The sequence below is a fragment of the Streptomyces sp. NPDC102441 genome (assembly GCF_044765585.1).
Taxonomy (GTDB): domain Bacteria; phylum Actinomycetota; class Actinomycetes; order Streptomycetales; family Streptomycetaceae; genus Streptomyces.
Genome location: NZ_JBIWKH010000015.1, coordinates 85160 through 108953, shown reverse-complemented (window position 1 = coordinate 108953; position 23794 = coordinate 85160). Strand labels below are relative to the sequence as shown.

Below are 23794 nucleotides of genomic sequence, written 5' to 3'. Positions count from 1 at the left end.
GAGTTCAGGATCACCAAGAAAGTCTCTTGATGTCAAGACACTTGAATTCAAGAGACTTCATGTCGAGGGACCCTTTACACTGATCGACATGGAGGACGAGGTCGACCGACTGGTCGCTGCATGGCGCCGCGAGCGCCCTGACCTCGACGTGGAACCACTCGAGGTCCTGAGCCGCGTCTCCCGCCTGGCCCGGCATCTGGACCGGGCCCGCAGAATCGCCTTCGCGGAGCACCAGCTGGAGCCCTGGGAGTTCGACGTACTGACGTCCCTGCGCCGTGCCGGCGCCCCGTATCAGCTCTCCCCCGGCCAGCTCCTGACTCAGACCCTGGTCACCTCGGGCACGATGACCAACCGCATCGACCGGCTGACCAAGAAGAACCTGGTGGAGCGGCTGCCCGACCCGAGCGACCGCCGTGGTGTCCTCGTCCGGCTGACCGACCTGGGCCGCGACAAGGCCGACCAGTCGCTGGCCGGGCTGCTCGACCAGGAGCGGGCCATCCTGGGCGAGCTCTCGCGCCGGCAGCGGTCCGAACTCGCCGGGCTGCTACGCCAGCTGACCGCCCCGTTCGACAACATCCCCGGTTAGCGCGACCGGGCCCACCCCGGCCCGCCGGGCGAGTGCCACGGCCGCCAGCGTCGAGTGCACACCCAGCTTCCCCAGCACGTTCTGCATATGGGTACGCACCGTGTGCGGGGACAGGAAGAGCCGCTCCGCGACCGCCTTGCGCCCCAGGCCCGCCACCATGCAGCGCAGCACCTCGCGCTCGCGCGGGGTCAGCGACTCGACGAGCTCCTCGCTCTCGGTGCGGTGCTTTCGGGCCGCCGTCAGCTCCCGCAGGACACCGGTCAGCAGCGCGGCCGGCAGATGCGTCTCGTCGCGGAGCACGCCCCGTATGACCGTCAGCAGCCTCTGCAGCGAGCAGTCCTTGGCGACCCAGCCCGAGGCGCCGGCCTGCAGCGCCGACGCGGCCCGGCGCGGGTCGTCCCTCTCCGCGAGGACCACCGTACGGATCTGGGGCTGCCCGGAACGCACCCCCGCCACCAGCGAGATGCCGTCCACCGGCCCGCCGGCGGGCGCCTCGTCCGGTGCGCCTCGCGGTGCGGGGACGGTGCGGGCGCCACCCCTGGCGAGGGTGCCCAGTTCGGCGTCGACCAGCATCACGTCGTAGCGGCGCCCTTCGGCTGCGGCACGCTCCAGACACCGCAGTGCGGCGGGGCCGCTGCCCGTGGCGGACACGTCGACGTCCGGTTCGGCCGCGAGAGCCGCGGCGAGGGACTCGGCAAAGATGCGGTGGTCGTCGACCACCAGAACCCGGATACGAGCCACAGACACCCCCATGCTGTGTGAGCTCCTGGGGCGCCCCGTTCGTGGCCGGCCCCGGCGTGGACCGACCACGGCGGATACGACGCCCGGAGCACTCCGGTGGACCGCCGGCGCACGGCCGCCGCCGTGTGCCGGCCGCCACCCGCCCCGGGCGTCGTATCCGACTGTCTCGTCCCCTGAAACGGCACCGGCCCCCACCGGTGCTGCGCATCAGCCTACGGTGGGTGGTGGGCGCCGGAAGGCTATTCGCAGAACTGACTGCCCGAGGTGTCTAGGGTGTTGTTCATGTTCCGTCTTGAGACCGAAGTGGACAAGGAACGTCGTATTCTGCTGGGTCGGCGGCTGAACGACGACAACTGGGACGGATCACCGGAGCTGCGCGCCCTGCATTCCACCTCCGCCGAGCACGAAGTCCCGCTGGAGGTCTGGCTCCTGGACGACCGGGGGGAGCTGGCCGGCGGCCTGAGCGGGCGGACCTGGGCGTACTGGCTCCATGTGGACCTGCTCTGGGTCGACAGCCGCCACCGCGGCCTCGGCCTCGGCTCGCGGCTGCTCGCCGAGGCGGAGCGCCTCGCCCGCGAGGACCGGTCCTGTACCCGCTCCCGGCTGGAGACCTGGAGCTTCCAGGCTCCGGACTTCTACCGGAAGCAGGGGTACGAGGTGGTCGGCGAGGTCGAGAACTACCCGCCCGGCGTCGCGGAGTTCATCCTGGTCAAGCAGTTGGAGCGATCCGACGGCCCCCAGCCGAGGGAACCGCGGGGAAGACTCCTGGGGCGGCGTAACCGGCCGAGGTGAAGGCCTCCGAGACGGCCTTGGAGACGGTGTCCTCCATGGCCTCCTCCACCAGCACGACCGCCGAGCCGCCGAAGCCGCCCCCGGTCATCCTGGCCCCGAGCGCCCCGGCCTCGTTCGCCGCGGAGACCACGAGGTCCAGTTCGGGGCAGGAGACCCGCAGGTCGTCGCGGAGCGAGACGTGGCCCTCGTTGAGGACCGGGCCCGCCGCGCGCACCTCGCCCGCGTCGAGCAGTGCGATGACCTGCTCCACCCGGTGGTTGTCGCTCACGACATGGCGGACGTAGCGAACGACCGACTCGTCCTCGCCTGCCGCCGCGAGGATCTCCAGGGCGGCGTCGAGGCCCTCGTACGGAAGGTCGCGGAGCGTGCCGATGCCCAGCGCCCGGGCTCCCGCCTCGCAGCCGGCCCGCCGCTCCGCGTACGCGCCGTCGCCCAGCGCGTGCTTGACCCGGGTGTCGACGACCAGCAGTCGCAGCCCGTGCGCGGCCAGGTCGAAGGGGACCTGGCGCAGGGTGAGGTCGCGGGTGTCGAGGTGCAGTGCGTGGCCCTCGGTGCAGCACGCCGAGGCCATCTGGTCCATGACGCCGCAGGGCACGCCGACGAACGCGTTCTCGGCCCGCTGGCCGAGCACGGCGATCTCCGGGGCGCTCAGGCCCAGTTCGAAGAGGTCGTTCAGGGCGAGCCCTGTGACGACTTCGAGGGCGGCCGACGAGGAGAGGCCGGCGCCGACCGGGACGGTGGAGGTGAGCTGGATGTCCGCGCCGGTGACGGCGTGGCCGGCCTCGCGGAGCGCCCAGACGACACCGGCGGGGTAGGCGGCCCAGCCGTGGCCCGAGTGCGGGACCAGCTCGTCGACGCGCAGGGAGACGACCCCGCCCGGCACGTCGGTGGAGTGCAGGCGCAGCTGTCCGTCGGTGCGGCGGCCGACGGCCGCGCGGGCGGTGTGCGGGAGGGCGAGCGGCATGACGAAGCCGTCGTTGAAGTCGGTGTACTCACCGATCAGGTTCACCCGTCCGGGTGCGGCCCAGATCCCCTCGGGTGCGGTCCCGTAGAGCTCGGTGAAGGAGGCGGTCAGCTCGGCGTTGTCGGTCATGGTGCGGTGGGCTCCTCTCGGCGGGCGAACGTCCACGCGTCGGCGACGATGGCGGCCAGGTCCGCGCGCGACGGCTGCCAGCCGAGCCGCTCCCTGGCGGTGGCGGCGGAGGCGACGAGGACGGCCGGGTCTCCGTCGCGGCGGGGCGCGGCGGTCTCCGGGACGGGGTGGCCGGTGACCTGCCGGACGGTCTCGATGACTTCGCGTACGGAGAAGCCGTTGCCGTTGCCGAGGTTGCAGATGAGGTGTTCGCCCGCGGCGGCCGCGTCCAGGGCGAGCAGATGGGCGTCGGCGAGGTCGGCGACGTGGATGTAGTCGCGTACGCAGGTGCCGTCGGGGGTGGGGTAGTCGTCGCCGTAGACGGAGATCGACTCGCGCTGCCCGAGGGCGACCTGGAGGACCAGCGGGATGAGGTGCGACTCGGGGTCGTGGCGTTCGCCATGGCTGCCGTAGGCCCCGGCGACGTTGAAGTAGCGCAGGGAGACCGCTGCCAGGCCGTGTGCGGCGGCCTCACCGGTGATCATGTGGTCGACGGCGAGCTTGGAGGCGCCGTACGGGTTGGTGGGCGCGGTCGGGTCCGACTCGGTGATGGGGCTGGAGACGGGTTCGCCGTACGTCGCCGCGGTGGAGGAGAAGACGAGGGTGCGCACCCCGGCGTCGCGCATGGCGGCGAGGAGGACGGTGGTGCCGCCGACGTTGTTGACCCAGTACTTCTCGGGGTCGACGACGGACTCGCCGACCTGGGAGTACGCGGCGAAGTGGAGCACTCCGTCGTAGGTGGGGTCCAGCCACTTGGCGGCGTCCTGGATGCGGCCCTCGATGAAGTCGGCGCCGGCGGGGACGCCCTCACGGAAGCCGGTCGACAGGTCGTCGAGGACGGTCACGGTGTGGCCGGCCTCCAGCAGGTGTGCGGCGACGACACCGCCGACGTATCCCGCGCCGCCCGTCACCAGGTACTTCTTGCCGGTGTTGCTCACTCGCTCGCTACCTCTCGCAGTCGCTGGGCCGCGGCCTCCGGCGGCACGTCGTTGATGAACACGCCCATGCCGGACTCGGAGCCCGCGAGGAACTTCAGCTTGCCGGTGGTCCGCCGGATGGTGAAAAGCTCGAGATGCAGCCCGAACTCCTCACGGCCGGGGACCCTGAAGGGAGCCTGGTGCCAGGCCGAGATGTACGGGGTCGGCGGCTCACCGGGGCCGAAGATCCGGTCGAATCGCCTCAAGAGTTCCAGATAGACCTGTGGGAATTCCGTGCGTGCGGCCTCGTCGAGTTCCCGCAGGTCGGGGACGCGGCGGCGCGGGTGGAGGTGGACCTCGTAGGGCCAGTGGGCGGCGTAGGGCACGAAGGCGACCCAGTGCTCGCCCTCCAGGACGACACGGTCGCCGTCGGCCAGCTCGCGGGCGACGACGTCGTCGAAGAGGTTCCGTCCGGCCTCGGCGCGGTGGGTCTCCATCGAGCGGAGCATCTGCTCGGTGCGCGGGGTGACGAACGGGTAGCCGTAGATCTGGCCGTGCGGGTGACCGAGGGTGACGCCGATCTCGGCACCGCGGTTCTCGAAGCAGAACACCTGGGTGACCTGCGGGAGCTCGGCGAGGTCGGCGGTGCGGTCGGTCCAGGCCTCCAGGACCAGGGCGGCCTGGTCCTCGGTGAGGCCGGCGAAGGACACGTCGTGGTCGGAGGTGAAGCAGACGACCTCGCAGCGGCCGGAGTCGCCGGCGAGGGAGGGGAAGCGGTTCTCGAAGACGGCGACGTCGTAGCCGCTGTCGGGGATCTCGCTGAGCCGGCCCTCCTGCGAGGGGCAGAGCGGGCACTCGTCGGCCGGCGGGTGGTAGGTGCGTCCCTGCCGGTGCGAGGCGATGGCCACCGAGTCGCCGAGCAGGGGATCGCGGCGGACCTCCGAGGACGTCGAGACGGCGTCGAGCGGCCGCTGGTCGACGGCGTCGCGGACGGTGTCGTCAGCGGAGTCGTAATAGATCAGCTCACGGCCGTCGGCGAGGGTCGTAACCGTCTTCTTCACCAGGCTCCTCCATGTAACGCCCTCCAAACATAACCGCACATAACAAATCACAACTCAACACGACAGTCAATGCTGACGAGACCTGTGGACAGCCTGTGCGTAGGGACTGCCTGAACCGGGACATTTCGCCCCGTGCGATCACGATCAAACAAAGAACGTCATGCGAGCTGTTCATTTTCTGAACACATAGGCGTAGGTTCCGACGGGTTCAGTTCGCGCAACGAAGCGAGTACCCCCCATGCAATATCTGGCCGAAGGGCTCCGGCTCCCCACGAACGGGCTCGATTACACAATCCTGGCGATCTACTTCGTCGTGGTGCTCGGCATCGGCTTCGCCGCCCGGGCCAGTGTGAAGACGAGTCTCGACTTCTTCCTTTCCGGACGGTCCCTGCCTGCCTGGGTGACCGGCCTCGCCTTCGTCGCGGCGAATCTCGGGGCCACCGAGATCCTCGGCATGGCGGCGACCGGCGCGCAGTACGGCGTCGCGGTCGTCCACTGGTACTGGATCGGCGCCATCCCCGCCATGGTCTTCCTCGGCCTGGTGATGATGCCCTTCTACTACCGGTCGAAGGTCCGCTCCGTACCGGAGTTCCTGCTGCACCGCTTCGACAAGTCGGCGCACCTGCTGAGCTCCGTACTCTTCGCCTTCTCCGCGATCCTGATCGCGGGCGTGAACCTCTACGCCCTGTCGATCGTCGTGGAGGCGCTCCTGGGCTGGCCGCAGTGGGTCGCGATCGTCGTCGCGGGCCTCTTCGTGCTGATCTACATCACCATCGGCGGTCTCTCCTCGGCGATCTACAACGAGGTGCTGCAGTTCTTCGTCATCCTCGCCGCGCTGATCCCGATCACCCTGCTGGGCCTCAAGCGTGTCGGCGGCTGGGACGGTCTGAGCGGCTCGCTGGAGAAGCAGCACGGCGCGGACTTCATGACCGCCTGGGGCGGTACCGGCATCGGTGACGCCAACCCGCTCGGCGCCAACTGGCTGACGATCATCCTCGGCCTCGGCTTCGTGCTCTCCTTCGGCTACTGGACCACCAACTTCGCCGAGGTGCAGCGTGCGCTGTCCGCGAAGAACCTCTCGGCCGCCAAGCGGACCCCGCTGATCGCGGCCTTCCCGAAGATCTTCATCGTCTTCGCGGTGATGATCCCGGGCCTGGTCGCCGCCGTCGTCGTACCCAAGATCGGTACGCCCGGCTCGGACCTCACGTACAACGACGCCATTCCGCTGCTGATGCAGGAGCTCCTGCCCAACGGTGTGCTCGGCATCGCGGTGACCGGTCTGCTGGCCGCGTTCATGGCCGGTATGGCCGCCAACGTGTCCTCGTTCAACACGGTGTTCACCACGGACATCTGGCAGCGGTACGTGAAGAAGGACCAGCCCGACGCGTACTACCTGCGCTTCGGCCGGCTGATCACCGCCGTGGGTGTGCTGGCCTCCATCGGCACGGCGTTCATCGCGGCCAGCTTCTCCAACATCATGACGTACCTGCAGACGCTGTTCTCGTTCTTCAACGTCCCGCTGTTCGTCGTCTTCATCATCGGCATGTTCTGGAAGCGCGCCTCGATGAAGTCGGGTGTCTGGGGCCTGCTGGCGGGCACCACCGCCGCGATGGTCAACTACTTCGTGATCTACAAGCAGGGCATCATCGACATCCCGTCCGACCAGGGCGCCAACTTCGTCTCCGCCATCGTCGGATTCGTCGCCGGCGCGGTCGTCATGGTGGTCGTCACGCTGTTCACCGCCCCCAAGCCGGAGGCCCAACTGGCCGGTCTGGTCTACGGGACGGAGTCCCCGGAGGCCGAAGAGGCTCCGGAGGAGGGCGACAGCGCCTGGTACCGCAAGCCCGCACTGCTCGGCTGGGGCGCCCTGGTCCTCGCCGCCCTCTGCTACCTGCCCTACTCGCTCTGATCGGAGGCACTCACCATGTCCGACCTCAACAAGGAAGTCTCCGAGCTGGAGCGCAAGTCCGCGACCGCGGCCCGGCTCTTCGACATCCGGCGGATCATCGGCGGTCTCTTCGTGGTCTACGGAGTGATCGTCACCATCGCCGGCATCAGCCCGTCCGACGCCGACCTCAAGAAGGCCGAGGGCGTCCACATCAACCTCTGGACCGGCCTGGCCATGCTGGCGCTCGGCCTCTTCTTCCTCATCTGGATGAAGCTGCGCCCGGCCCAGGTGCCCGACGAGGCACCCGGCACACCGGAGAGCTGAACCGGCACACCCGCAGGGGCCGGACCGTCACGCGTTCACGCGAGGCCGTCCGGCCCCTGCGGTGTTCCCGCCGCCGCCCGGTCGAGCAGTCCCGTACGGGCGGCGAGCGCGGCGGCCTCCAGCCGGGAGCCGACGCCGAGCTTCATCAGCACCCGCTGCACATGGGTGCGCGCGGTGCTCGGCGCGATCCCCATCCCGGCCGCGATCACCCGGGTGTCCTCGCCCTCGGCGACCCGCACCAGCACCTCGATCTCGCGCGGGGTCAGCATCCGCAGCAGCCGCTGCCCCTCGTCGTCCGGCTGTGCCACCGGATGCAGCAGCTCCGCGAACGCGCCACGCAACAGCTGGGGTGCGATCGCGACCTCCCCCGCACGGGCCTTGACGATGGCGCGTTCGACGCCCTCGATGCGTTCGTCGTGGCGGACGTAACCCGCCGCGCCCGCGGCGAACGCCGCGGCGATCCCCCGAGGGCTCGGCACCGGGCCCAGCACCACCACGGCCACCTGCGGGCGCTCCCGCCCGATCCGCACGATCGGGTCGAACGTGCCTGGTTCCGCGGGCGCAGCCGTGCCGAAAAGGCAGACCTCCGGCGCCCTGCTGACGACGAGTTCCGCGGCCCCGGACGTCGGCGCGGCTGCCGCGAGCACCCGGTGCCCACGCAGTTTCAGCGCCGAGGCCAGTGCCTCGGCGAGCAGACGGTGGTCATCGACCACCATGAGCCGCACGCCCATCGGAAAAGCCCCCATGTGTACAGCGCACTACCGCTGCGTAACCCTGAACAGGCCCCCCGGCCCCTCTGACCCGGCAAGTTACACGCTTGTTCGACGGCGCGCGCCCTCTACCGTCCAGAAGCCCACCGGAATGCCGAATTCTGTGCCATTCAGGGCCACTTACCCGTCGGAAAACGATCGGCCCTGCCGGTCGGATGATCAACCGGCAGGGCCGTCACGTCAGGCCCGGAAACGGGCCGGGCGGGTCAGGCGGTGCTGAACGAGACGACGAGGTACTCCTTGTCGTCCGCCGAACTCGACTCGCTGGGCTCACTGACCATCCGCTCGGAGATGTACAGACGGCCCTTCTCGTAGATGAACTCGGCGTAGTCGATGGAGAAGCTCGTCTCCGCGTCGCGGACCGACTCCTCGTCCGGATTGACCATGAGCACGGTCTCCTCGAAGGTCGAGCCGTTGATGGACACGACCTGGCCGCCCTTGTCGTACGGGGGCTGCTTGTACGCGATGAGGTTGGAGCCGTCCATGCGCAGAGGGGTCAGCGTGTACTTGTCGCCGGCGTCCGCCCTGCCTCCGACGAGCTTGCCGGTGGTGAGGTCGAAGGCGACGATCTCGTTGGTGTTGCCGTACTCGCCGGTGCCCTCGTGCTCCTCGGTCGGCAGGTAGATCCTGTTGTTGCCGACGGCCAGGGAGGTGCACTCCTCGACCTCGGTGGAACCGCAGTCCGCGGCGTACTTGTCCGCGTCGGCGGAGATCCGGACGATGAGCTTCCCGGTGGCCGCGTCGAGGGAGAAGAAGTCCGAGATGCTGCTGCCGTCGCCGGCGGTGTCGCCGACATCGGCCGCGACCACGAGGGGCTTGGTGGAGACGATGCTCGCGTACTCGACGCCGGCCGGCATGTTGTACGAGGAGAGCGGTGCGCCGGTGGTGGGGTTCAGCGCCTGGACGGTCAGCTGCGGGGTGTCGGAGCCGCCGCACTTGCGGACCACGGCCAGGGCCTCGCCGCCGCCGTAGCCCATGTCGTAGCAGTTGTTGGTGTCGGCCTTCGGCTTCCAGAGCTCGGCGCCGTCGGCCAGGTTGAAGGCGGCGCCGCCGCTGGTGCCGCCCGCGGCGACCGTGGTGCCGCTGAGCGTGACCTCGTTGAACCTGATCGGCTCGTCACCGCTGGCCGAGGAGGTGACGGACTTGCTCCACATCAGCTTGCCGGTGGCGAGGTCGAGCGCGCCGATCTGAGTGCAGGAGGGGTACTTGTCCTCGGCGCTCGGCTTGCCGTCCTCGAAGGCGATGGCCGTCCTGAAGTCCTTGCTCATGTGCCGGGACGCGGCGCAGAGCTGGCCGGTGAGCGGGATCGACCAGAGCTTGGTGCCCTTGGCGGGGTCGTAGCCGACGATCTCGTAGGCGCCGGTCTTCACGTACGCCTTGTCCGTCAGCCAGGAGCCGTTGACGACGGTGGTGTCGGTGACCTTCGGGTGGGGAAGCTGGAAGCCGACCTTGGACTTGGTGTCGGCCGGGGCCTTCTCGGTGCCGCCGGCCAGGCCGTCACCCTCTCCTCCCTTGCCCTCGCCGCCGCCGTCGGTTCCGGCCGAGGACGCCTCGTCCTGCTTGCCGTCGTCACCGCTGCTGGAGGCGTAGAAGACTCCGCCGCCGACGATCAGGACCACGGCCACGACCGCGGCGACGATGATCTGCATCTGGGTGTTGAACTTCTTGCCGCCGCCCGGCTGGGGCGCGGCGTACTGCGGCTGCATCGGCGCGGTCGGGTAGCCGTACCCCTGCTGCGGAGGCATGCCGGGCTGTCCGGGCGGGGGCCCCTGCGGGAAGCCGTAGCCGGGCTGGGCCGGCGGCTGGCCGGGGGGCGGCGCCTGCGGGTAGCCGTACGCGGGATTCTGCGGCGGCTGCTGTCCGGGCGGGGGTGGCGGGCTGCCGTAACCACCGGCGGGCGGAGGCGGCGGGCTGCCGTAACCACCGGCGGGCGGGGGCGGCGGGCTGCCGTAACCACCCGCGGGCGGAGGCGGCGGGCTGCCGTAACCACCGGCGGGCGGGGTGGGGGGCGCGGCCGGGGGCGGCTTGCCGAACGGGTCGGACGGCGGCGGGGTGGGCGCGCCGAATCCGCCGGGAGGCGGGTCCTGCGGCGCGCCGAATCCGCCCTGGGGCGGGTCGTTGGGTGGCTGCTGGGGCGGCTGGGGCGGCTGGGTCATGGCGTACGTACCTCTGCGGAGTCTGGGGAGAAGGGGCTGCGGGTGCCGTCGCCGGCCGTCACTTGCCGAAGGCCATCATGGTGGTCTCGCCCTCCGAGTCGTCGCGACCGCTGACACGGTCGCTGACGATGAAGGAACGGCCGCCCGCGTAGGCGACCTTGGCCGAGAAGAAGTTCTCGATCTCCGCCGTGGAGTCCGGGTGCTGGAGCAGCGCCTTGGGCGTGCCTCCGGTGGGCGCGATCGTCGAGATCCCCCCGCCCGCCTCGTAGGTCGGCCCCACGTAGACCACGACGTTGCCGCCTTCCATCCGGAGCGGCTTCATGGCCTGTTCGGCGGGGGCGGAGGCCCTCCACTTGACCTTGCCGGTGTTCAGATCGAACGCGACGACCTTGTTGGTGCGGGTGGCGGCGCTGCTGTCGTCCCCGGTCATCATGTAGAAGCTGTTCGCGTCGGCGGTGACGCCTACGCAGCCTTCGAGCGTCTCCGTGAAGTTGAGGGATCCTCCGCAGTCGGCGGTGAGGTTGTCCTTGCTCTCGACGGCCGGCCTGGAGCGGAGTGTTCCGTTCTCGTTGAGCGCGACGATGGTCCGCTTCTTCTCCTCGTACTGGAGCAGCGAGACGACCAGAGGGTTCACCGAGAAGACCTTGTCGACCTCCAGGCCGCGCTCGACCTGGTACGTCCACTTGGCCTTGCCGGTGGTCGGGTCGAGCTCCTGGACCTGCTGCTTCGGATTGTCCACGTCGCCGGTACTGCAGTTCACGGCGGCAATCAGCTTGGCGCCTCCGGCGAACGAGTACGGCTTGCAGTTGCCATCCGGATTACCGAACAGCTCCTTGCCGTCGCTGACCCGGAAGGCGTTGGAGTTGCTCGTGCGGCCGACGGCCACGGTGTCACCGCTGATCGCCAGACCGATGTTGGACAGCATGTCGAAGTTGCCGCTCTTCTTGATCGGCTTCTTCCACCCGGCCTTGCCGGTGTTGAGGTCGACCATCTGGAGTACGGAGCAGTTCGCCCTGTCCGTGGTACCGCTCATCACGCCGATGACGATCTTGCCGTCGGCCGTGGCCGTCCCGGGTGCCGCGCACATGTCGGCGGGCAGCGGAAGCTTCCACTTCTCCTTGCCGTCGGCGACCGAGTAGCCGACGACCGAGCGGTACATGCCCTTGACGACCGTGTCCCCCACGATCCAGGGGCCGTACACGTCGGCGCCGTCGCGCGGCAGGTCGATGTCGTTCGCCGTGGTCCAGAGGACCTTCGCCTCGCCCTCCTTGCGCCCGGCGTTCAGGTCGTCGTTCGCCTCACGCCCGTCGCCCTTGCCGTCGCCCTGGTCGACGCTGGGCGAGGTGTTCGGCTCCGGGGCGCCGCTGCTGGACTTGGCGACGGGCTTCTTCTCGTCGTCGCCACCGCTCGTGGCGAAGAAGATGCCGCCGCCGACGACGAGGAGCACGGCGAGCGCCGCACCGATGATGACGGCGGGCTTGCCCTTGAAGGGGCCGCCGCCGGAGCCGCCGGGCGCGGGGGCGCCGGGGTACTGCTGCTGCGGGTAGCCGTAGCCGGGCTGCTGACCGTAAGGGCCGGGCTGTTGCGCGTACGGGCCGGCAGGGGCGCCGTACGGGCCGGGCTGCTGGGCGTACGGACCGGGGGCCGCCTGTCCGGGTGCCTGTCCGGGTGCCTGCGGGTAGCCGTAGCCGGGCTGCGCCCCGGGTGCCTGCGGGTAGCCGTAGCCCGGCTGCGCGGGGGGAGGCGTCTGCGGTGCCCCCGGCGGCGGGGTCTGCGGGGGTGCGGGCGGCATCTGCGGCGGAGCCGCCGGTGGCTGAGGAATGCCCTGCGGATCCTGCGGAGCCCCGAAGCCCCCCTGCGGCGGTTGCTGGCTGGGCGGCTGGGTCATCAGCACGTCCCCCTTCGTGCGGTCCGGTGCCCGGTCCGGTCTCCCCCGCGATTCCGCTGGGCTCAGAGGATCACGTGCAAGAAATCTCTGAATTCCCCCCGGAAAGGAGCGAATCGGGCATGGCTTCCGCGGCGTTACGACAGTCGAGCGGGGCTTCTTTGTACCACCCGCACCACACAGGGCACCGGTTCGGTCCACCCCCTGTTCCCAAGGGAGAACCGGTCCGTGATGCCGCCGTTACGCGCCCTTCGCGGCCGTGCGGGGCACGCACGGTCCGACGCCCCGTCAACTGTGCCCGGGCGGGCCCGCTTTCCGCCGCCCGACCGGGCTCGCCCTCCGGGCCGGACAGGCCGGCTCAGGCCTCCTCTGCCAGCTCCAGCCAGCGCATCTCCAGCACGTCCCGCTCCGCGACCAGTTCACGCAGCTCGGCGTCGAGCGACGCGACCTTCTCGAAGTCGGTGGCGTTGTCGGCGATCTGCGCGTGCAGCGTCGTCTCCCTGGTCGACATCTTGTCGAGCTGCCGCTCGACCTTCTGGAGCTCCTTCTTCGCGGCACGTGCCACCTGCGGCGAGACGGCCTCGGCCGGCGCCACCTTTGGCGCCGAGGACGACCCGGCGGCGGACGCGGGCGTCGCCGCCTCCTCCATGCGCTTCCTGCGCTCGATGTACTCGTCGATGCCACGCGGCAGCATCCGCAGCGCGTGGTCGCCGAGGAGCGCCATCACCTTGTCCGTGGTCCGCTCGATGAAGAACCGGTCGTGGGAGATCACGATCATCGACCCGGGCCAGCCGTCGAGGAGGTCCTCCAGCTGGGTCAGCGTCTCGATGTCCAGGTCGTTGGTGGGCTCGTCGAGGAAGAGGACGTTGGGCTCGTCCATCAGCAGCCGCAGGATCTGCAGCCGCCGCCGCTCACCACCGGAGAGGTCGCCGACGGGGGTCCACTGCTTCTCCTTGACGAAGCCGAACTGCTCGCAGAGCTGTCCGGCCGTCATCTCGCGGCCGTTGCCGAGGTCGACGCGGTCGCGCACCTGCTGGACGGCTTCGAGCACCCGCAGCTTCGGGTCGAGCTCCGCGACCTCCTGGGAGAGGTACGCGAGCTTCACGGTCTTGCCGACGACGACCTTCCCGGCGGCGGGCTGTACGTCGCCCTGGCTGCGGGCCGCGTCGGTGAGCGCGCGCAGCAGCGAGGTCTTGCCCGCGCCGTTGACGCCGACCAGGCCGATGCGGTCTCCGGGGCCGAGCTGCCAGGTGAGGTGGGTGAGCAGCGTCTTGGGTCCGGCCTGGACGGTCACGTCCTCCAGGTCGAAGACGGTCTTGCCGAGCCGGGCGTTGGCGAACTTCATCAGCGCGCTGGTGTCGCGCGGGGGCGGCACGTCGGCGATCAGCTCGTTGGCGGCCTCGATGCGGTAGCGCGGCTTGGACGTGCGGGCGGGGGCGCCGCGCCGCAGCCAGGCCAGCTCCTTGCGCATCAGGTTCTGCCGCTTGGACTCCTCGGTCGAGGCGATCCGCTCCCGCTCGGCCCGCGCGAAGACGTAGTCGCTGTAGCCGCCCTCGTACTCGTGGACGGAGCCCCGTTGGACGTCCCACATGCTGGTGCAGACCTGGTCGAGGAACCACCGGTCGTGGGTGACGCAGACGAGCGCGGAGCGCCGGGTCCGCAGGTGTCCGGCCAGCCAGGAGATCCCCTCGACGTCGAGGTGGTTGGTGGGCTCGTCGAGGACGACCAGGTCCTGCTCGGCGATGAGCAGCTGCGCCAGTGCGATCCTGCGCCGCTCGCCGCCGGAGAGCGGGGCGATGACGGTGTCCAGGCCGTGCTCGAAGCCGGGGAGCGCGAGGCTGCCGAAGAGCCCGGTCAGCACATCGCGGATCTTGGCGCTGCCCGCCCACTCGTGGTCCTCGAGATCGCCGATCACCTCGTGGCGGATGGTCGCCTGGGGATCCAGTGAGTCGTGCTGGGTGAGGACGCCGAGGCGCAGCCCGCCGTTGTGGGTGACGCGGCCGGTGTCCGCCTCCTCCAGTTTGGCGAGCATCCGGATGAGCGTCGTCTTGCCGTCGCCGTTGCGGCCGACGACGCCGATCCGGTCGCCCTCGGACACCCCGAGGGATACACCGTCGAGCAGGGCACGGGTGCCGTACACCTTGCTGACCTGCTCGACATTGACCAGATTGACGGCCATTTCACTCCTGCCTAGGTGGCCCCTGCGTCGGGGACCGCTCGACGTCCCAGAGTAGTCGCCGCGCGGGGTGCGATAGCGTGCGGCGATCGATCATGGGGAGTAACCCCAGGTCGGAGCGGTTCGGAACATCTCTGGGGTGGGGACTTCATGATGCGCGGGACACTGCGGGTTCTGGTTTCGGCGGTCGTGGCGACGGTGGCGCTGGCCGGCTGTTCGTCGTCGTCCGGCGGCGGGACGGATACGGGCAAGAACGGGGACAGCGTCCCCTCGAAGGCCGCGGAGAGCACCGCAGCCGAGGAGGGCGTCACGCTCGGGGGCGCGGGCTCGGCCTGCGAGCTGCCGGTGACGTTCGACCTTGCGGCGGACTGGAAGCCGGAGGCCGTGGAGGTGGATCCCGGCTCCGAGCTCGCGGAACTGGGGCAGCAGGGCTCGGCCACGATGGTCTGCGAGATCGACGCCAAGCCGGCCGGGAACATCGGCTACCTCCGCGTCTGGCAGGGCAAGGGAGCCGGCACCGCGCCGCGAGCGGCGCTGGAGGACTTCGTGGCCGGCGATCCGAACGCGTCCGAGGCGTCGTACAGGGAGACCGAGGCGGGGCCGGCGGCAGCCACGGAGGTCACCTACACGGTGGGCGTCGAGCTGCTGGACGAGCAGAAGACGGAGCGTGCCTTCGCCGTCGCGACGCCGGACGGCCCGGTGGTGGTGCACCTGGGCGGGCTGGACTCCCAGGAGCACAAGGCGATGCTCCCGGCGTACGAGCTGGCGAGGAAGACCCTGAAGCTGAGCTGACGGGCGCCGGCGCAACACGACGGCCCCGTCCCCGCTATCGGACGACCGTGGCCCCCGCCGCAGGGGACGCCGCCACCCGGGCCTCGCGGCAGCTGCCGGACGCCGGCAGCGCGTCGGCCACCTTCCGCGCCGACTCCTCGTCGGCGGTCAGGAACGCGGTGGTCGGCCCGGACCCCGAGACCAGCGCGGCCAGGGCTCCGGCGGCGATGCCCGCCGTGAGGGTGCCGGCCAGCGAGGGGCGCAGCGAGAGGGCGGCGGCCTGGAGGTCGTTGCCGAGGGCGCCTGCGAGCGCGGTGGTGTCCCCCTTGCGCAGGGCGGCCAGGAGTGCGGGGGAGGCGGCCGGCTCCGGTACGTCGGTGCCTGCGGTGAGCCGGTCGAACTCGCCGTAGACGGCGGGGGTGGAGAGACCGCCGTCGGCTACGGCGAAGACCCAGTGGAAGCTTCCGCCGACCTCGACGGGGGTCAGCTGCTCGCCACGGCCGACCCCGAGCGCCGCCCCGCCGATCAGGCTGAACGGCACGTCGCTGCCCAGCTCGGCACAGATCTCCAGGAGCTCCTCCTGGGTGGCACCGGTGGCCCACAGGGCGTCGCAGGCCACCAGGGCGGCGGCGCCGTCGGCGCTGCCGCCCGCCATGCCGCCGGCGACGGGGATGTCCTTCGCGATGTGGATGTGCACATCGGGGGCGATGCCGTGCCGGGCGGCCAGCGCGATCGCGGCCCTGGCCGCGAGGTTCGTGGCGTCCAGCGGGACCTGGCCGGCGTCCGGTCCGGAGCAGGTGACGCGCAGGGCCTCGGCGGGGGTGACGGTGACCTCGTCGTACAGGCCGACGGCGAGGAAGACGTTGGCCAGGTCGTGGAAGCCGTCGGGGCGGGGAGCGCCCACCGCGAGCTGCACGTTGACCTTGGCGGGTACGCGGACGGTGACGCTCTGGGTCATGCGGAGGGCTCCGGCTTGTTCTCGGCGATGGCGGCGAACTCCTCGACGGTCAGCGCCTCGCCGCGCGCCTGCGGCGAGACCCCCGCGGCGGTCAGCGCGGCCTCGGCGGCCGGCGCGGAGCCCGCCCAGCCGGCCAGGGCCGCGCGGAGCGTCTTGCGGCGCTGGGCGAAGGCGGCGTCCACGACGGCGAAGACCTCGGCCCTGCTCGCGGTCGTACGGACCGGTTCGGCACGCCGGACCAGGGACACCAGGCCCGAGTCGACGTTGGGCGCGGGCCAGAACACCGTGCGGCCGATCGAACCGGCGCGCTTGACGTCGGCGTACCAGTTGGCCTTGACGGACGGCACGCCGTAGACCTTGTTGCCTGGCCGGGCGGCCAGCCGGTCGGCGACCTCGGCCTGCACCATCACGAGCGTCCGCTCGATGGTGGGGAAGCGTTCCAGCATGGTGAGCAGGACCGGCACGGCCACGTTGTACGGCAGGTTGGCGACGAGCGCGGTCGGGGCGGGGCCCGGCAGCTCCGTGACCAGCATCGCGTCCGAGTGGACCAGGGCGAAGCGGCCGGCCCGCTCCGGCAGCCGTGCGGCGACCGTGGCCGGCAGGGCGCCCGCGAGCACGTCGTCGATCTCGACGGCGACGACCCGGTCGGCCGCCTCCAGCAGGGCCAGGGTCAGCGATCCCAGCCCGGGCCCGACCTCCACCACCACGTCGTCGGGCCGCACCTCGGCGGTCCGTACGATCCTGCGGACCGTGTTGGCGTCGATGACGAAGTTCTGACCGCGCTGCTTGGTGGGGCGTACGCCCAGCGCTGCGGCCAGCTCGCGGATGTCTGCGGGGCCCAGGAGGGCGTCGGGCTCTGTGGTGCTCACCCGTCAAGCCTACGGCCGGAGCCAGGGCGCTCCGCCCGGCACGGGCCCGAGGCCGCGCGTCTCCCGGAGGACGACGACCTCGTCGCCGTTGTCCAGGGCCGTGGCGGGGCCGGGGGCGACGGTGTCGCGGGTGCCGACGGTGACGCCCTCGGCCTCCAGGAGCTCCCCGACGTCGTCCGCGAAGGTGTGCAGGGTGCGCGACGTCCCGTCGACGTCGACACGGACGGCCTTGTCCTGGGCGAGGAACCCGGCGGTGCCGCCTGCCAGGACGGCGACGACCAGTGCGCGCGGGACGATCCGCCGCAGGCTCTCCGGGGCCGCGCGGCGCCGCCGGGCCGCCCGGTGTCCGCCGGTCTCCCTGCGGTGGGCCGGCTGCCGGGGGGCCGACGGCCGGGGGGCCGACGGGATGTCCAGCACGGTGGGGTCGTGGACGGACGGAGTGGCCGGCCACAGCCCGGCGACGATCGTCCGCTGTTCGTGGATGGAGCGCGGCGACGCCGCCGGCGGGGCGGGAACCCGCGCCAGGACCTGCCTCGTGCGACTGCCGCGCGCCGCGCGGTGACTGCCCTGCGAATGGCCCACGACGCTCCCGACGTTCCGGCCTGCCGACCCCGTTGCGCGGGCACGATAGCGGAGGCTTCGTCACCGTACAAAGTCGTACGATTACCCAACGTGTCGACCGGGGCGCCCGACGTCCCTCAGAAGTCGAACGCCCGCGCGGTGTTGTCGTAGACAGCGGCGGCCAGGGTGTCCTCGTCGGTGGACCGCACCTCGGCCATGGCACGGAGCGTGACCGGAATCAGGTAGGGCGCGTTGGGCCGTCCGCGGTACGGGGCGGGGGTGAGGAAGGGGGCGTCGGTCTCGACGAGCACGAGCTCGGCGGGGGCGACCGTCAGCGCGTCACGCAGCGGCTGCGCGTTCTTGAAGGTGACGTTGCCCGCGAAGGACATGAAGTAGCCGGCCGCCGCGCAGATCCGGGCCATGTCGGCGTCCCCGGAGTAGCAGTGGAAGACGGTCCGTTCCGGCGCTCCCGCGTCGGCGAGGATGCGCAGGACGTCCGCGTGGGCCTCACGGTCATGGATGACCAGGGCCTTGCCGTGCCGCTTGGCGATCTCGATGTGGGCCCGGAAGGACTCCTCCTGTGCGGCCACGCCCTCGGGCCCCGTGCGGAAGTGGTCCAGGCCCGTCTCACCGACCGCGCGTACGTGGCCCAGGGCGGCCAGTGCGTCGATCTCCGCGAGCGCCTCGTCGAGCGCCGCCTTCCCGCCCGGCTCCCGCGCTCCCTGGCGGGACGAGCCGTCGGGGTCGCCGTGCACGATGCGGGGCGCCTCGTTGGGGTGCAGGGCGACGGAGGCGTGCACGGAGGGGTGCGCGGCGGCGGTCTCGGCGGCCCAGTGGGAGCCCTTCACGTCACAGCCCACCTGGACGACGGTGGTCACGTTGACCGCCGCGGCACGGGCCAGGCCCTCCTCGACGGTTCCGTCCTGCATGTCCAGATGGGTGTGCGAATCGGCGACCGGAACCCTGAGGGGTTCGGGGAGCGGCGGGGCGTCGGTACGGCTCATGCCCACGACTCTACGAGGGCATGAGCCCTCTCTCACCGCCGGTGGAAGGGGCGGAGCAGATCGGAGAGCTGCCAGTGATGCGGTACGGGTCCGGACACCGGGACGGCGGTGGCCGCGGACATCTCCTCATGGGCCTCGCCCCCGCCCGCCGTCACGGGACGCGCGGCCTCCTGGGGCCTCAGCAGCCGCTGGACGGTGGAGACCCGGCCGGCGCGCATGATCCGCACCACGTGGTTGCCGCAGTTCGCACAGGTCGGGGTGGAGAGCGGCGACGGCACGCGCTGCCCGTCCGCCTTGTAGACGACGAACGCGTTGCCCTCGCCGTCGACATGGTGCTCTATCTCGTAGGCCTGTTCCCAGCCGTGCCCGCACCTCATGCACGCGAAGGCGTACGCCTCGTGCACGGTGGGCGCTGCGATCTCACTCATGCCTGCTCCTCTTGTCCGCTGGACAAGCACTCCGGACAAGCACTCCGGATGGTGCGTTCCACCCTCAAGTGGACGCCTTCGCCGACGGCGATGCACCAGGTCTGCCGAGTATTGGAACGCTTTTGGCCGTTTCGTGGCCGAACGGCCCGGTACGCGGCTCAGGCTTTACATTTCAGGTTAGTCCTTTGCCCTGATCCTGGCCGGTCCGAGCCGCGTTCTTTGCCGCGACCACCGCATCGAACACCTCGCGCTTGGGCAGCCCCGCGTCGGCGGCGACCGCGGCGATGGCCTCCTTGCGCCGCTCCCCCGCCTCCTCGCGCACCTGCACCCTGCGTACCAGCTCGACGGCGTCCAGTCCCTCGTTGCCGGAGCCCGTCGCGCCCTCGACCACGACGGTGATCTCGCCGCGCACCCCTTCGGCCGCCCAGGCCGCCAGCTCGCCCAGCGGGCCGCGCTTCACTTCCTCGTACGTCTTGGTCAGCTCACGGCACACGGCGGCCCTGCGGTCCGCCCCGAACACCTCGGCCATCGCGGCCAGGGTGTCGTCCAGCCGGTGCGGGGCCTCGAAGAAGACCATCGTGCGGCGCTCGTCCGCGACCTCCCGCAGCTTCCCGAGCCGCTCGCCCGCCTTGCGCGGCAGGAAACCCTCGAAGCAGAAGCGGTCCACGGGCAGGGCGGACAGCGCGAGCGCGGTCAGCACGGCCGACGGTCCCGGTACGGCGGTGACCTTGATGTCCTGCTCCACGGCGGCGGCGACGAGCCGGTAGCCGGGGTCGGAGACGGACGGCATCCCGGCGTCCGTGACCAGCAGGACGCGCGCGCCACCGACCAGGGCCTCGACGAGCTCGGGCGTACGCGCCGACTCGTTGCCCTCGAAGTAGGACACGACACGCCCCGTCGTGTGGATGCCCATGGCCTGGGTGAGCCGGCGCAGCCGGCGGGTGTCCTCGGCGGCCACGACATCGGCCGTCTCCAGCTCGGCGGCGAGCCGTGGAGGGGCATCCGCCACGTCGCCGATGGGGGTCCCTGCGAGTACGAGCGTTCCAGTCGTTCCAGTCACATCGGCCATCCTCCCAGCACGGGCGGCACCACTCGCACAGTCGCGTTCCCTACGATGGCGCGGTGACGAGTACTGCGCCCGAAGCCCAGCAGGGCAACGACGCCGGGGATCACACCGGCGACCAGCCGCCTTCCTGGCAACAGCGGCTGCGCCGCTTCGGCCATTCCCCACGGCCGGAGACGGGGCTGCGCGAGCGCCTTGTCCCGCCCTACGCCCGCCCGGGCCGCCAGTTCTGGACCGCGCTCTCCGTGCCGCCGGCCCTCGCCGGCCGCCTGGTGCGCTGGTCCGCCTGGGGCGGGCCGCTGCTGGTCGCCCTGGTCGCCGGGGTGCTGCGGTTCTGGAACCTGGGCAGCCCGAAGGCGGTGATATTCGACGAGACGTACTACGCCAAGGACGCCTGGGCCCTGGTCAACCAGGGCTACGAGGGCTCTTGGCCCAAGGACGTCGACAAGCTGATCCTCAAGGACCCGTCCTCGGTGGACATCCCGGTTGACCCGGGTTACGTCGTCCATCCGCCGGTCGGCAAGTGGATCATCGGGCTCGGCGAACAGCTCTTCGGATTCACCCCGTTCGGCTGGCGCTTCATGGTGGCGCTGCTCGGCACGGTCTCGGTCCTGATGCTGTGCCGCATCGGCCGCCGGATGTTCCGCTCGACGTTCCTGGGCTGTCTGGCGGGCACCCTGCTGGCCGTGGACGGGCTGCACTTCGTGATGAGCCGTACCGCGCTGCTCGACCTGGTGCTGATGTTCTTCGTGCTGGCGGCCTTCGGCTGCCTCCTCATCGACCGCGACTGGTCCCGCCGCAAGCTGGCCGCGGCGCTCCCCGCCGACGAGGAAGGGCTCCTGCGCCCGGACAACCACATCGCGGAAACGCTCCGCCTCGGGTGGCGGCCGTGGCGGCTCGCGGCCGGTCTGATGCTCGGCCTGGCCTTCGCCACGAAGTGGAACGGGCTCTACATCCTGGCTGCCTTCGGCGTGATGGCGGTGCTCTGGGACGTCGGCGCGAGGCGCACGGCGGGCGCCGTACAGCCGTACAGGACCGTGCTCCTCAGGGACCTGCTGCCCGCGTTCGTCTCCACGGTGCCGGTCGCGATCGGCACGTACGTCGTCTCGTGGACCGGCTGGATCGTCACGGACAAGGGCTACTACCGCAACTGGGCGGCCACCGAGGGCAAGGGCGGCAGCTGGACCTGGCTGCCGGACTGGCTGCGCAGCCTCTGGCACTACGAGAACCAGGTCTACGAGTTCCACGTCGGCCTGACCTCCGGCCACACCTACCAGTCCAACCCGTGGAGCTGGATCGTGCTGGGCCGCCCCGTCTCGTACTTCTACGAGGAGAAGACGGGCTGCCTGGAATCCGAGACCGGGAAGTGCGCCCGCGAGGTCCTGGCGCTCGGAACCCCGCTGCTCTGGTGGGCGGGGTGCGTGGCGCTGCTGTACGTGCTGTGGCGCTGGTTCTTCCGCCGCGACTGGCGGGCGGGCGCGATCGCGTGCGGGGTGGCGGCGGGCTGGGTGCCCTGGTTCTTCTACCAGGAGCGGACGATCTTCCTGTTCTACGCGGTCGTGTTCGTCCCGTTCCTGTGTCTGGCGGTCACGATGATGATCGGCGCTCTCCTGGGCCCGGCGCCCGGCACGGGCACCAAGCACCGGCTCGGCATGGACACCGCCGACCCCACGGGCGAACGCAGACGCACGCTGGGCGCGATCGCGGCGGGCGTCCTGGTGCTGCTGATCGTCTGGAACTTCATCTACTTCTGGCCGCTCTACACGGGCACGTCGATCCCGGAGGACGCGTGGCGGGACCGGATGTGGCTGGACACCTGGGTATAGGGCAAGCGGCGCTCTCCCCATGAGCGTCGCGGTCCTGTAACAACCGCCTCAGCGCTCACTGCCGTCCCGTAAAGTCCTGAAGGACAGCCCCCTGAACACGTTCAGGGGGGACTCCGGGGGAGGGGGACTGCACAGATGCGCGGTGGAGCGAAGGCAGCGATAGCCGGCGGAGTCTTCGTGCTGGTGGCCGGAGGCCTCGGCTACGGCGTGTACGAGGTCGTGCTCGGAGGGGACGGGTCCGGGGGCATGGGGACCGCCTCCGACTCGTCCGAGGTGAAGACCGGACCACCGGACAAGAAGGAGATCGAGGAGACCGCCGAGGGCTTCCTCAAGGCATGGGCGTCCGGCGACGCGAAGGCCGCCTCGCTGCTCACGAACAACGAGACGGGCGCCGAGCCGATGCTGGCCGGCTACGCCGAAGACGCCCACGTCACGAAGGCCGTGATCACGCCGGGTGCCGCTGTCGGCACGAAGGTGCCGTACACGGTGAAGGCGACCGTCTCCTACGACGGGAAGACCAAGCCCTGGTCGTACTCCTCCGAGCTGACCGTGGTGCGCGGCCTGACCACCGGCAAGGCCCTCGTCGACTGGAAGCCCGCGGTGATCCATCCGCAGCTGACCGAGGGCGCGACGCTGGAGACCGGCAAGTCCTCGACGGCGGCCATCGAGGCCGTCGACCACAACGGCAAGGTCCTCGACAAGGAGACGTACCCGTCGCTCGGGCCGATCCTGGACAGCCTGCGCGAGAAGTACGGCGACAAGGCCGGCGGTACCCCGGGCGTCGAGACCTGGATCGAGCCCGCCGACAAGCAGCTGCCGGACACCACGCTGCTGACGCTCGCCAAGGGGAAGCCCGGCAAGCTGCAGACGACGCTCGACGCCGGTGCCCAGGCGGCGGCCGAGAAGTCGGTCAAGGACTTCAGCGAGGCGTCGGTGGTCGCCGTGAAGCCTTCCACGGGCGCGATACGCGCGGTGGCCAACAACCCTGCGACCGGGTTCAACGCGGCGATGCAGGGGAAGCAGGCTCCCGGTTCCACGATGAAGATCGTGACGGCCGCGATGCTCCTGGAGAAGGGCCTGATCACAGCGAACGGCCCGACAGAGTGCCCGAAGGAAGCAACGTGGCAGGGGCGTACGTTCCACAACCTGGACAACTTCGAGCTGCCCGCCTCCAGCAGCTTCACCACCAGCTTCGCCCGCTCGTGCAACACGGCGTTCATCAAGCTGATCGACGACACCAAGGACGACGCCGCGCTCGCCAAGGAGGCCCGGGACGTCTTCGGGATCGGCCTCGACAACTGGAAGACCGGCATCACGTCCGTCGACGGAAGCGTCCCCGAGGAGACCGGCGGTGAGGCGGCGGCCCAGTACATAGGCCAGGGCACCGTCCAGATGAACGCGCTGAACATGGCCTCCGTCACGGCGACCGCCCGTAACGGAACGTTCCGTCAGCCGGTCATCGTGCCGCAGTCCCTGGACGACCGGCAGCTCGCCACCGCGTCCCGGTCGCTGCCGTCGAACGTCACCGGGCAGCTGAACGACATGATGCGGGCCACCGCCTCCTGGGGCACCGGCAAGGCGGCCATGGCCTCGGTCAACGGTGACAAGGGAGCCAAGACGGGCTCGGCCGAGGTCGACGGACAGGCCACGTCCAACAGCTGGTTCACCGGCTTCAGCGACGACCTCGCGGCGGCGGCGGTCGTCCAGTCCGGCGGTCACGGCGGCGACGCGGCCGGCCCGGTGGTGGCGGCGGTGCTGCGCGCGGGGTCCTGAGACGTCGCTGCCCGGGGCGCGGACGCCCCCCGGCCCGACGCCCCCGCGGGTGAAGAAACCCCCCCCATGTTAGCATTTAACCGGGGGAATTTTAATAAAATGACAACAAATAT

20 protein-coding genes and 1 pseudogene are annotated in these 23794 nt (G+C 70.7%); 7 read left to right on the top strand and 14 right to left on the bottom strand.

Annotated features, from left to right (window positions below; translation table 11 throughout):
- Positions 1-88 precede the first annotated feature (88 nt).
- Complete coding sequence (locus tag ACIREO_RS29950; protein ID WP_401631003.1) at positions 89-586, top strand: MarR family winged helix-turn-helix transcriptional regulator; 498 nt, start codon at positions 89-91, stop codon at positions 584-586.
- Here ACIREO_RS29950 and ACIREO_RS29945 read toward each other — a convergent pair.
- Entirely contained in the window at positions 545-1339 is a 795-nt protein-coding gene (locus ACIREO_RS29945) for a LuxR C-terminal-related transcriptional regulator (RefSeq protein ID WP_404115816.1), read from the bottom strand. The genes ACIREO_RS29950 and ACIREO_RS29945 overlap by 42 nt on opposite strands.
- Before the next feature lie 270 nt (positions 1340-1609).
- Between ACIREO_RS29945 and ACIREO_RS29940 the strand changes: the two are divergent.
- Positions 1610-2047: pseudogene (locus tag ACIREO_RS29940) on the top strand (GNAT family N-acetyltransferase); the annotation flags it as partial.
- Here the strand turns inward: ACIREO_RS29940 and galK are convergent.
- Genes galK through galT form a run of 3 tightly spaced genes read right to left on the bottom strand, consistent with a single transcriptional unit; the run spans position 2037 to position 5229 of the window.
- Entirely contained in the window at positions 2037-3212 is a 1176-nt protein-coding gene (gene galK, locus ACIREO_RS29935) for a galactokinase (RefSeq protein WP_404115814.1), read from the bottom strand. The pseudogene ACIREO_RS29940 and the gene galK overlap by 11 nt on opposite strands.
- Entirely contained in the window at positions 3209-4189 is a 981-nt protein-coding gene (galE, locus tag ACIREO_RS29930; protein ID WP_404115812.1) for a UDP-glucose 4-epimerase GalE, read from the bottom strand. The genes galK and galE overlap by 4 nt, the downstream gene beginning before the upstream one ends.
- A complete protein-coding gene (galT, locus tag ACIREO_RS29925; RefSeq protein ID WP_404115810.1) occupies positions 4186-5229 on the bottom strand; it encodes a galactose-1-phosphate uridylyltransferase in 1044 nt (347 codons plus the stop codon). Before galT ends, galE begins: the two co-directional genes overlap by 4 nt.
- Positions 5230-5467: 238 nt before the next feature.
- On the opposite strand from galT, the gene ACIREO_RS29920 reads away from it, so the two are divergent.
- Together ACIREO_RS29920 and ACIREO_RS29915 are read left to right on the top strand one after the other, a co-directional pair.
- Positions 5468-7138, top strand: a complete 1671-nt coding sequence (locus tag ACIREO_RS29920) for a sodium:solute symporter family protein (protein ID WP_404115808.1) — start codon at positions 5468-5470, stop codon at positions 7136-7138.
- A gap of 15 nt (positions 7139-7153) precedes the next feature.
- Positions 7154-7441, top strand: a complete 288-nt coding sequence (locus ACIREO_RS29915; protein WP_401521941.1) for a hypothetical protein — start codon at positions 7154-7156, stop codon at positions 7439-7441.
- Between the two features lie 35 nt (positions 7442-7476).
- On the opposite strand, the gene ACIREO_RS29910 is transcribed toward ACIREO_RS29915, so the two are convergent.
- From ACIREO_RS29910 to ACIREO_RS29895, 4 genes are all read right to left on the bottom strand, one after another.
- Positions 7477-8172 (bottom strand): LuxR C-terminal-related transcriptional regulator, encoded by a 696-nt coding sequence (locus tag ACIREO_RS29910; protein ID WP_404116062.1) that lies wholly within the window; start codon positions 8170-8172, stop codon positions 7477-7479.
- Positions 8173-8417: 245 nt separating this feature from the next.
- A complete protein-coding gene (locus tag ACIREO_RS29905) occupies positions 8418-10367 on the bottom strand; it encodes a PQQ-binding-like beta-propeller repeat protein (RefSeq protein WP_404115806.1) in 1950 nt (649 codons plus the stop codon).
- A gap of 58 nt (positions 10368-10425) precedes the next feature.
- Positions 10426-12255 (bottom strand): PQQ-binding-like beta-propeller repeat protein, encoded by a 1830-nt coding sequence (locus tag ACIREO_RS29900; protein ID WP_404115804.1) that lies wholly within the window; start codon positions 12253-12255, stop codon positions 10426-10428.
- A gap of 355 nt (positions 12256-12610) precedes the next feature.
- Positions 12611-14431 (bottom strand): ABC-F family ATP-binding cassette domain-containing protein, encoded by a 1821-nt coding sequence (locus ACIREO_RS29895; RefSeq protein WP_404115802.1) that lies wholly within the window; start codon positions 14429-14431, stop codon positions 12611-12613.
- A 147-nt stretch (positions 14432-14578) separates the two neighbouring features.
- On the opposite strand from ACIREO_RS29895, the gene ACIREO_RS29890 reads away from it, so the two are divergent.
- Positions 14579-15220, top strand: a complete 642-nt coding sequence (locus ACIREO_RS29890) for a lipoprotein (protein WP_404115800.1) — start codon at positions 14579-14581, stop codon at positions 15218-15220.
- 34 nt (positions 15221-15254) lie between these two features.
- Here ACIREO_RS29890 and ACIREO_RS29885 read toward each other — a convergent pair whose 3' ends face one another.
- The 6 genes from ACIREO_RS29885 to rsmI all read right to left on the bottom strand — a co-directional run bounded on the left by ACIREO_RS29885 (position 15255) and on the right by rsmI (position 20088).
- The gene (locus tag ACIREO_RS29885; RefSeq protein ID WP_404115798.1) at positions 15255-16157 is read right to left on the bottom strand and encodes a 4-(cytidine 5'-diphospho)-2-C-methyl-D-erythritol kinase; all 903 of its coding nucleotides are present in this window, start codon (positions 16155-16157) and stop codon (positions 15255-15257) included.
- On the bottom strand, positions 16154-17026 hold the full coding sequence (rsmA, locus tag ACIREO_RS29880) for a 16S rRNA (adenine(1518)-N(6)/adenine(1519)-N(6))-dimethyltransferase RsmA (RefSeq protein WP_404115796.1): 873 nt from the start codon (positions 17024-17026) through the stop codon (positions 16154-16156). Before rsmA ends, ACIREO_RS29885 begins: the two co-directional genes overlap by 4 nt.
- Before the next feature lie 9 nt (positions 17027-17035).
- The gene (locus ACIREO_RS29875; RefSeq protein WP_404115794.1) at positions 17036-17608 is read right to left on the bottom strand and encodes a ubiquitin-like domain-containing protein; all 573 of its coding nucleotides are present in this window, start codon (positions 17606-17608) and stop codon (positions 17036-17038) included.
- Between the two features lie 116 nt (positions 17609-17724).
- A complete protein-coding gene (locus ACIREO_RS29870) occupies positions 17725-18591 on the bottom strand; it encodes a TatD family hydrolase (protein ID WP_404115792.1) in 867 nt (288 codons plus the stop codon).
- Between the two features lie 32 nt (positions 18592-18623).
- A complete protein-coding gene (locus ACIREO_RS29865) occupies positions 18624-19019 on the bottom strand; it encodes a hypothetical protein (protein ID WP_404115790.1) in 396 nt (131 codons plus the stop codon).
- Between the two features lie 172 nt (positions 19020-19191).
- Complete coding sequence (gene rsmI, locus ACIREO_RS29860; RefSeq protein WP_404115788.1) at positions 19192-20088, bottom strand: 16S rRNA (cytidine(1402)-2'-O)-methyltransferase; 897 nt, start codon at positions 20086-20088, stop codon at positions 19192-19194.
- 53 nt (positions 20089-20141) lie between these two features.
- Between rsmI and ACIREO_RS29855 the strand changes: the two genes are divergently transcribed.
- Positions 20142-21908 (top strand): dolichyl-phosphate-mannose--protein mannosyltransferase, encoded by a 1767-nt coding sequence (locus ACIREO_RS29855; RefSeq protein ID WP_404115786.1) that lies wholly within the window; start codon positions 20142-20144, stop codon positions 21906-21908.
- 135 nt (positions 21909-22043) lie between these two features.
- Positions 22044-23681, top strand: a complete 1638-nt coding sequence (locus ACIREO_RS29850; protein ID WP_404115784.1) for a penicillin-binding transpeptidase domain-containing protein — start codon at positions 22044-22046, stop codon at positions 23679-23681.
- The last annotated feature ends 113 nt before the right edge of the window (positions 23682-23794 follow it).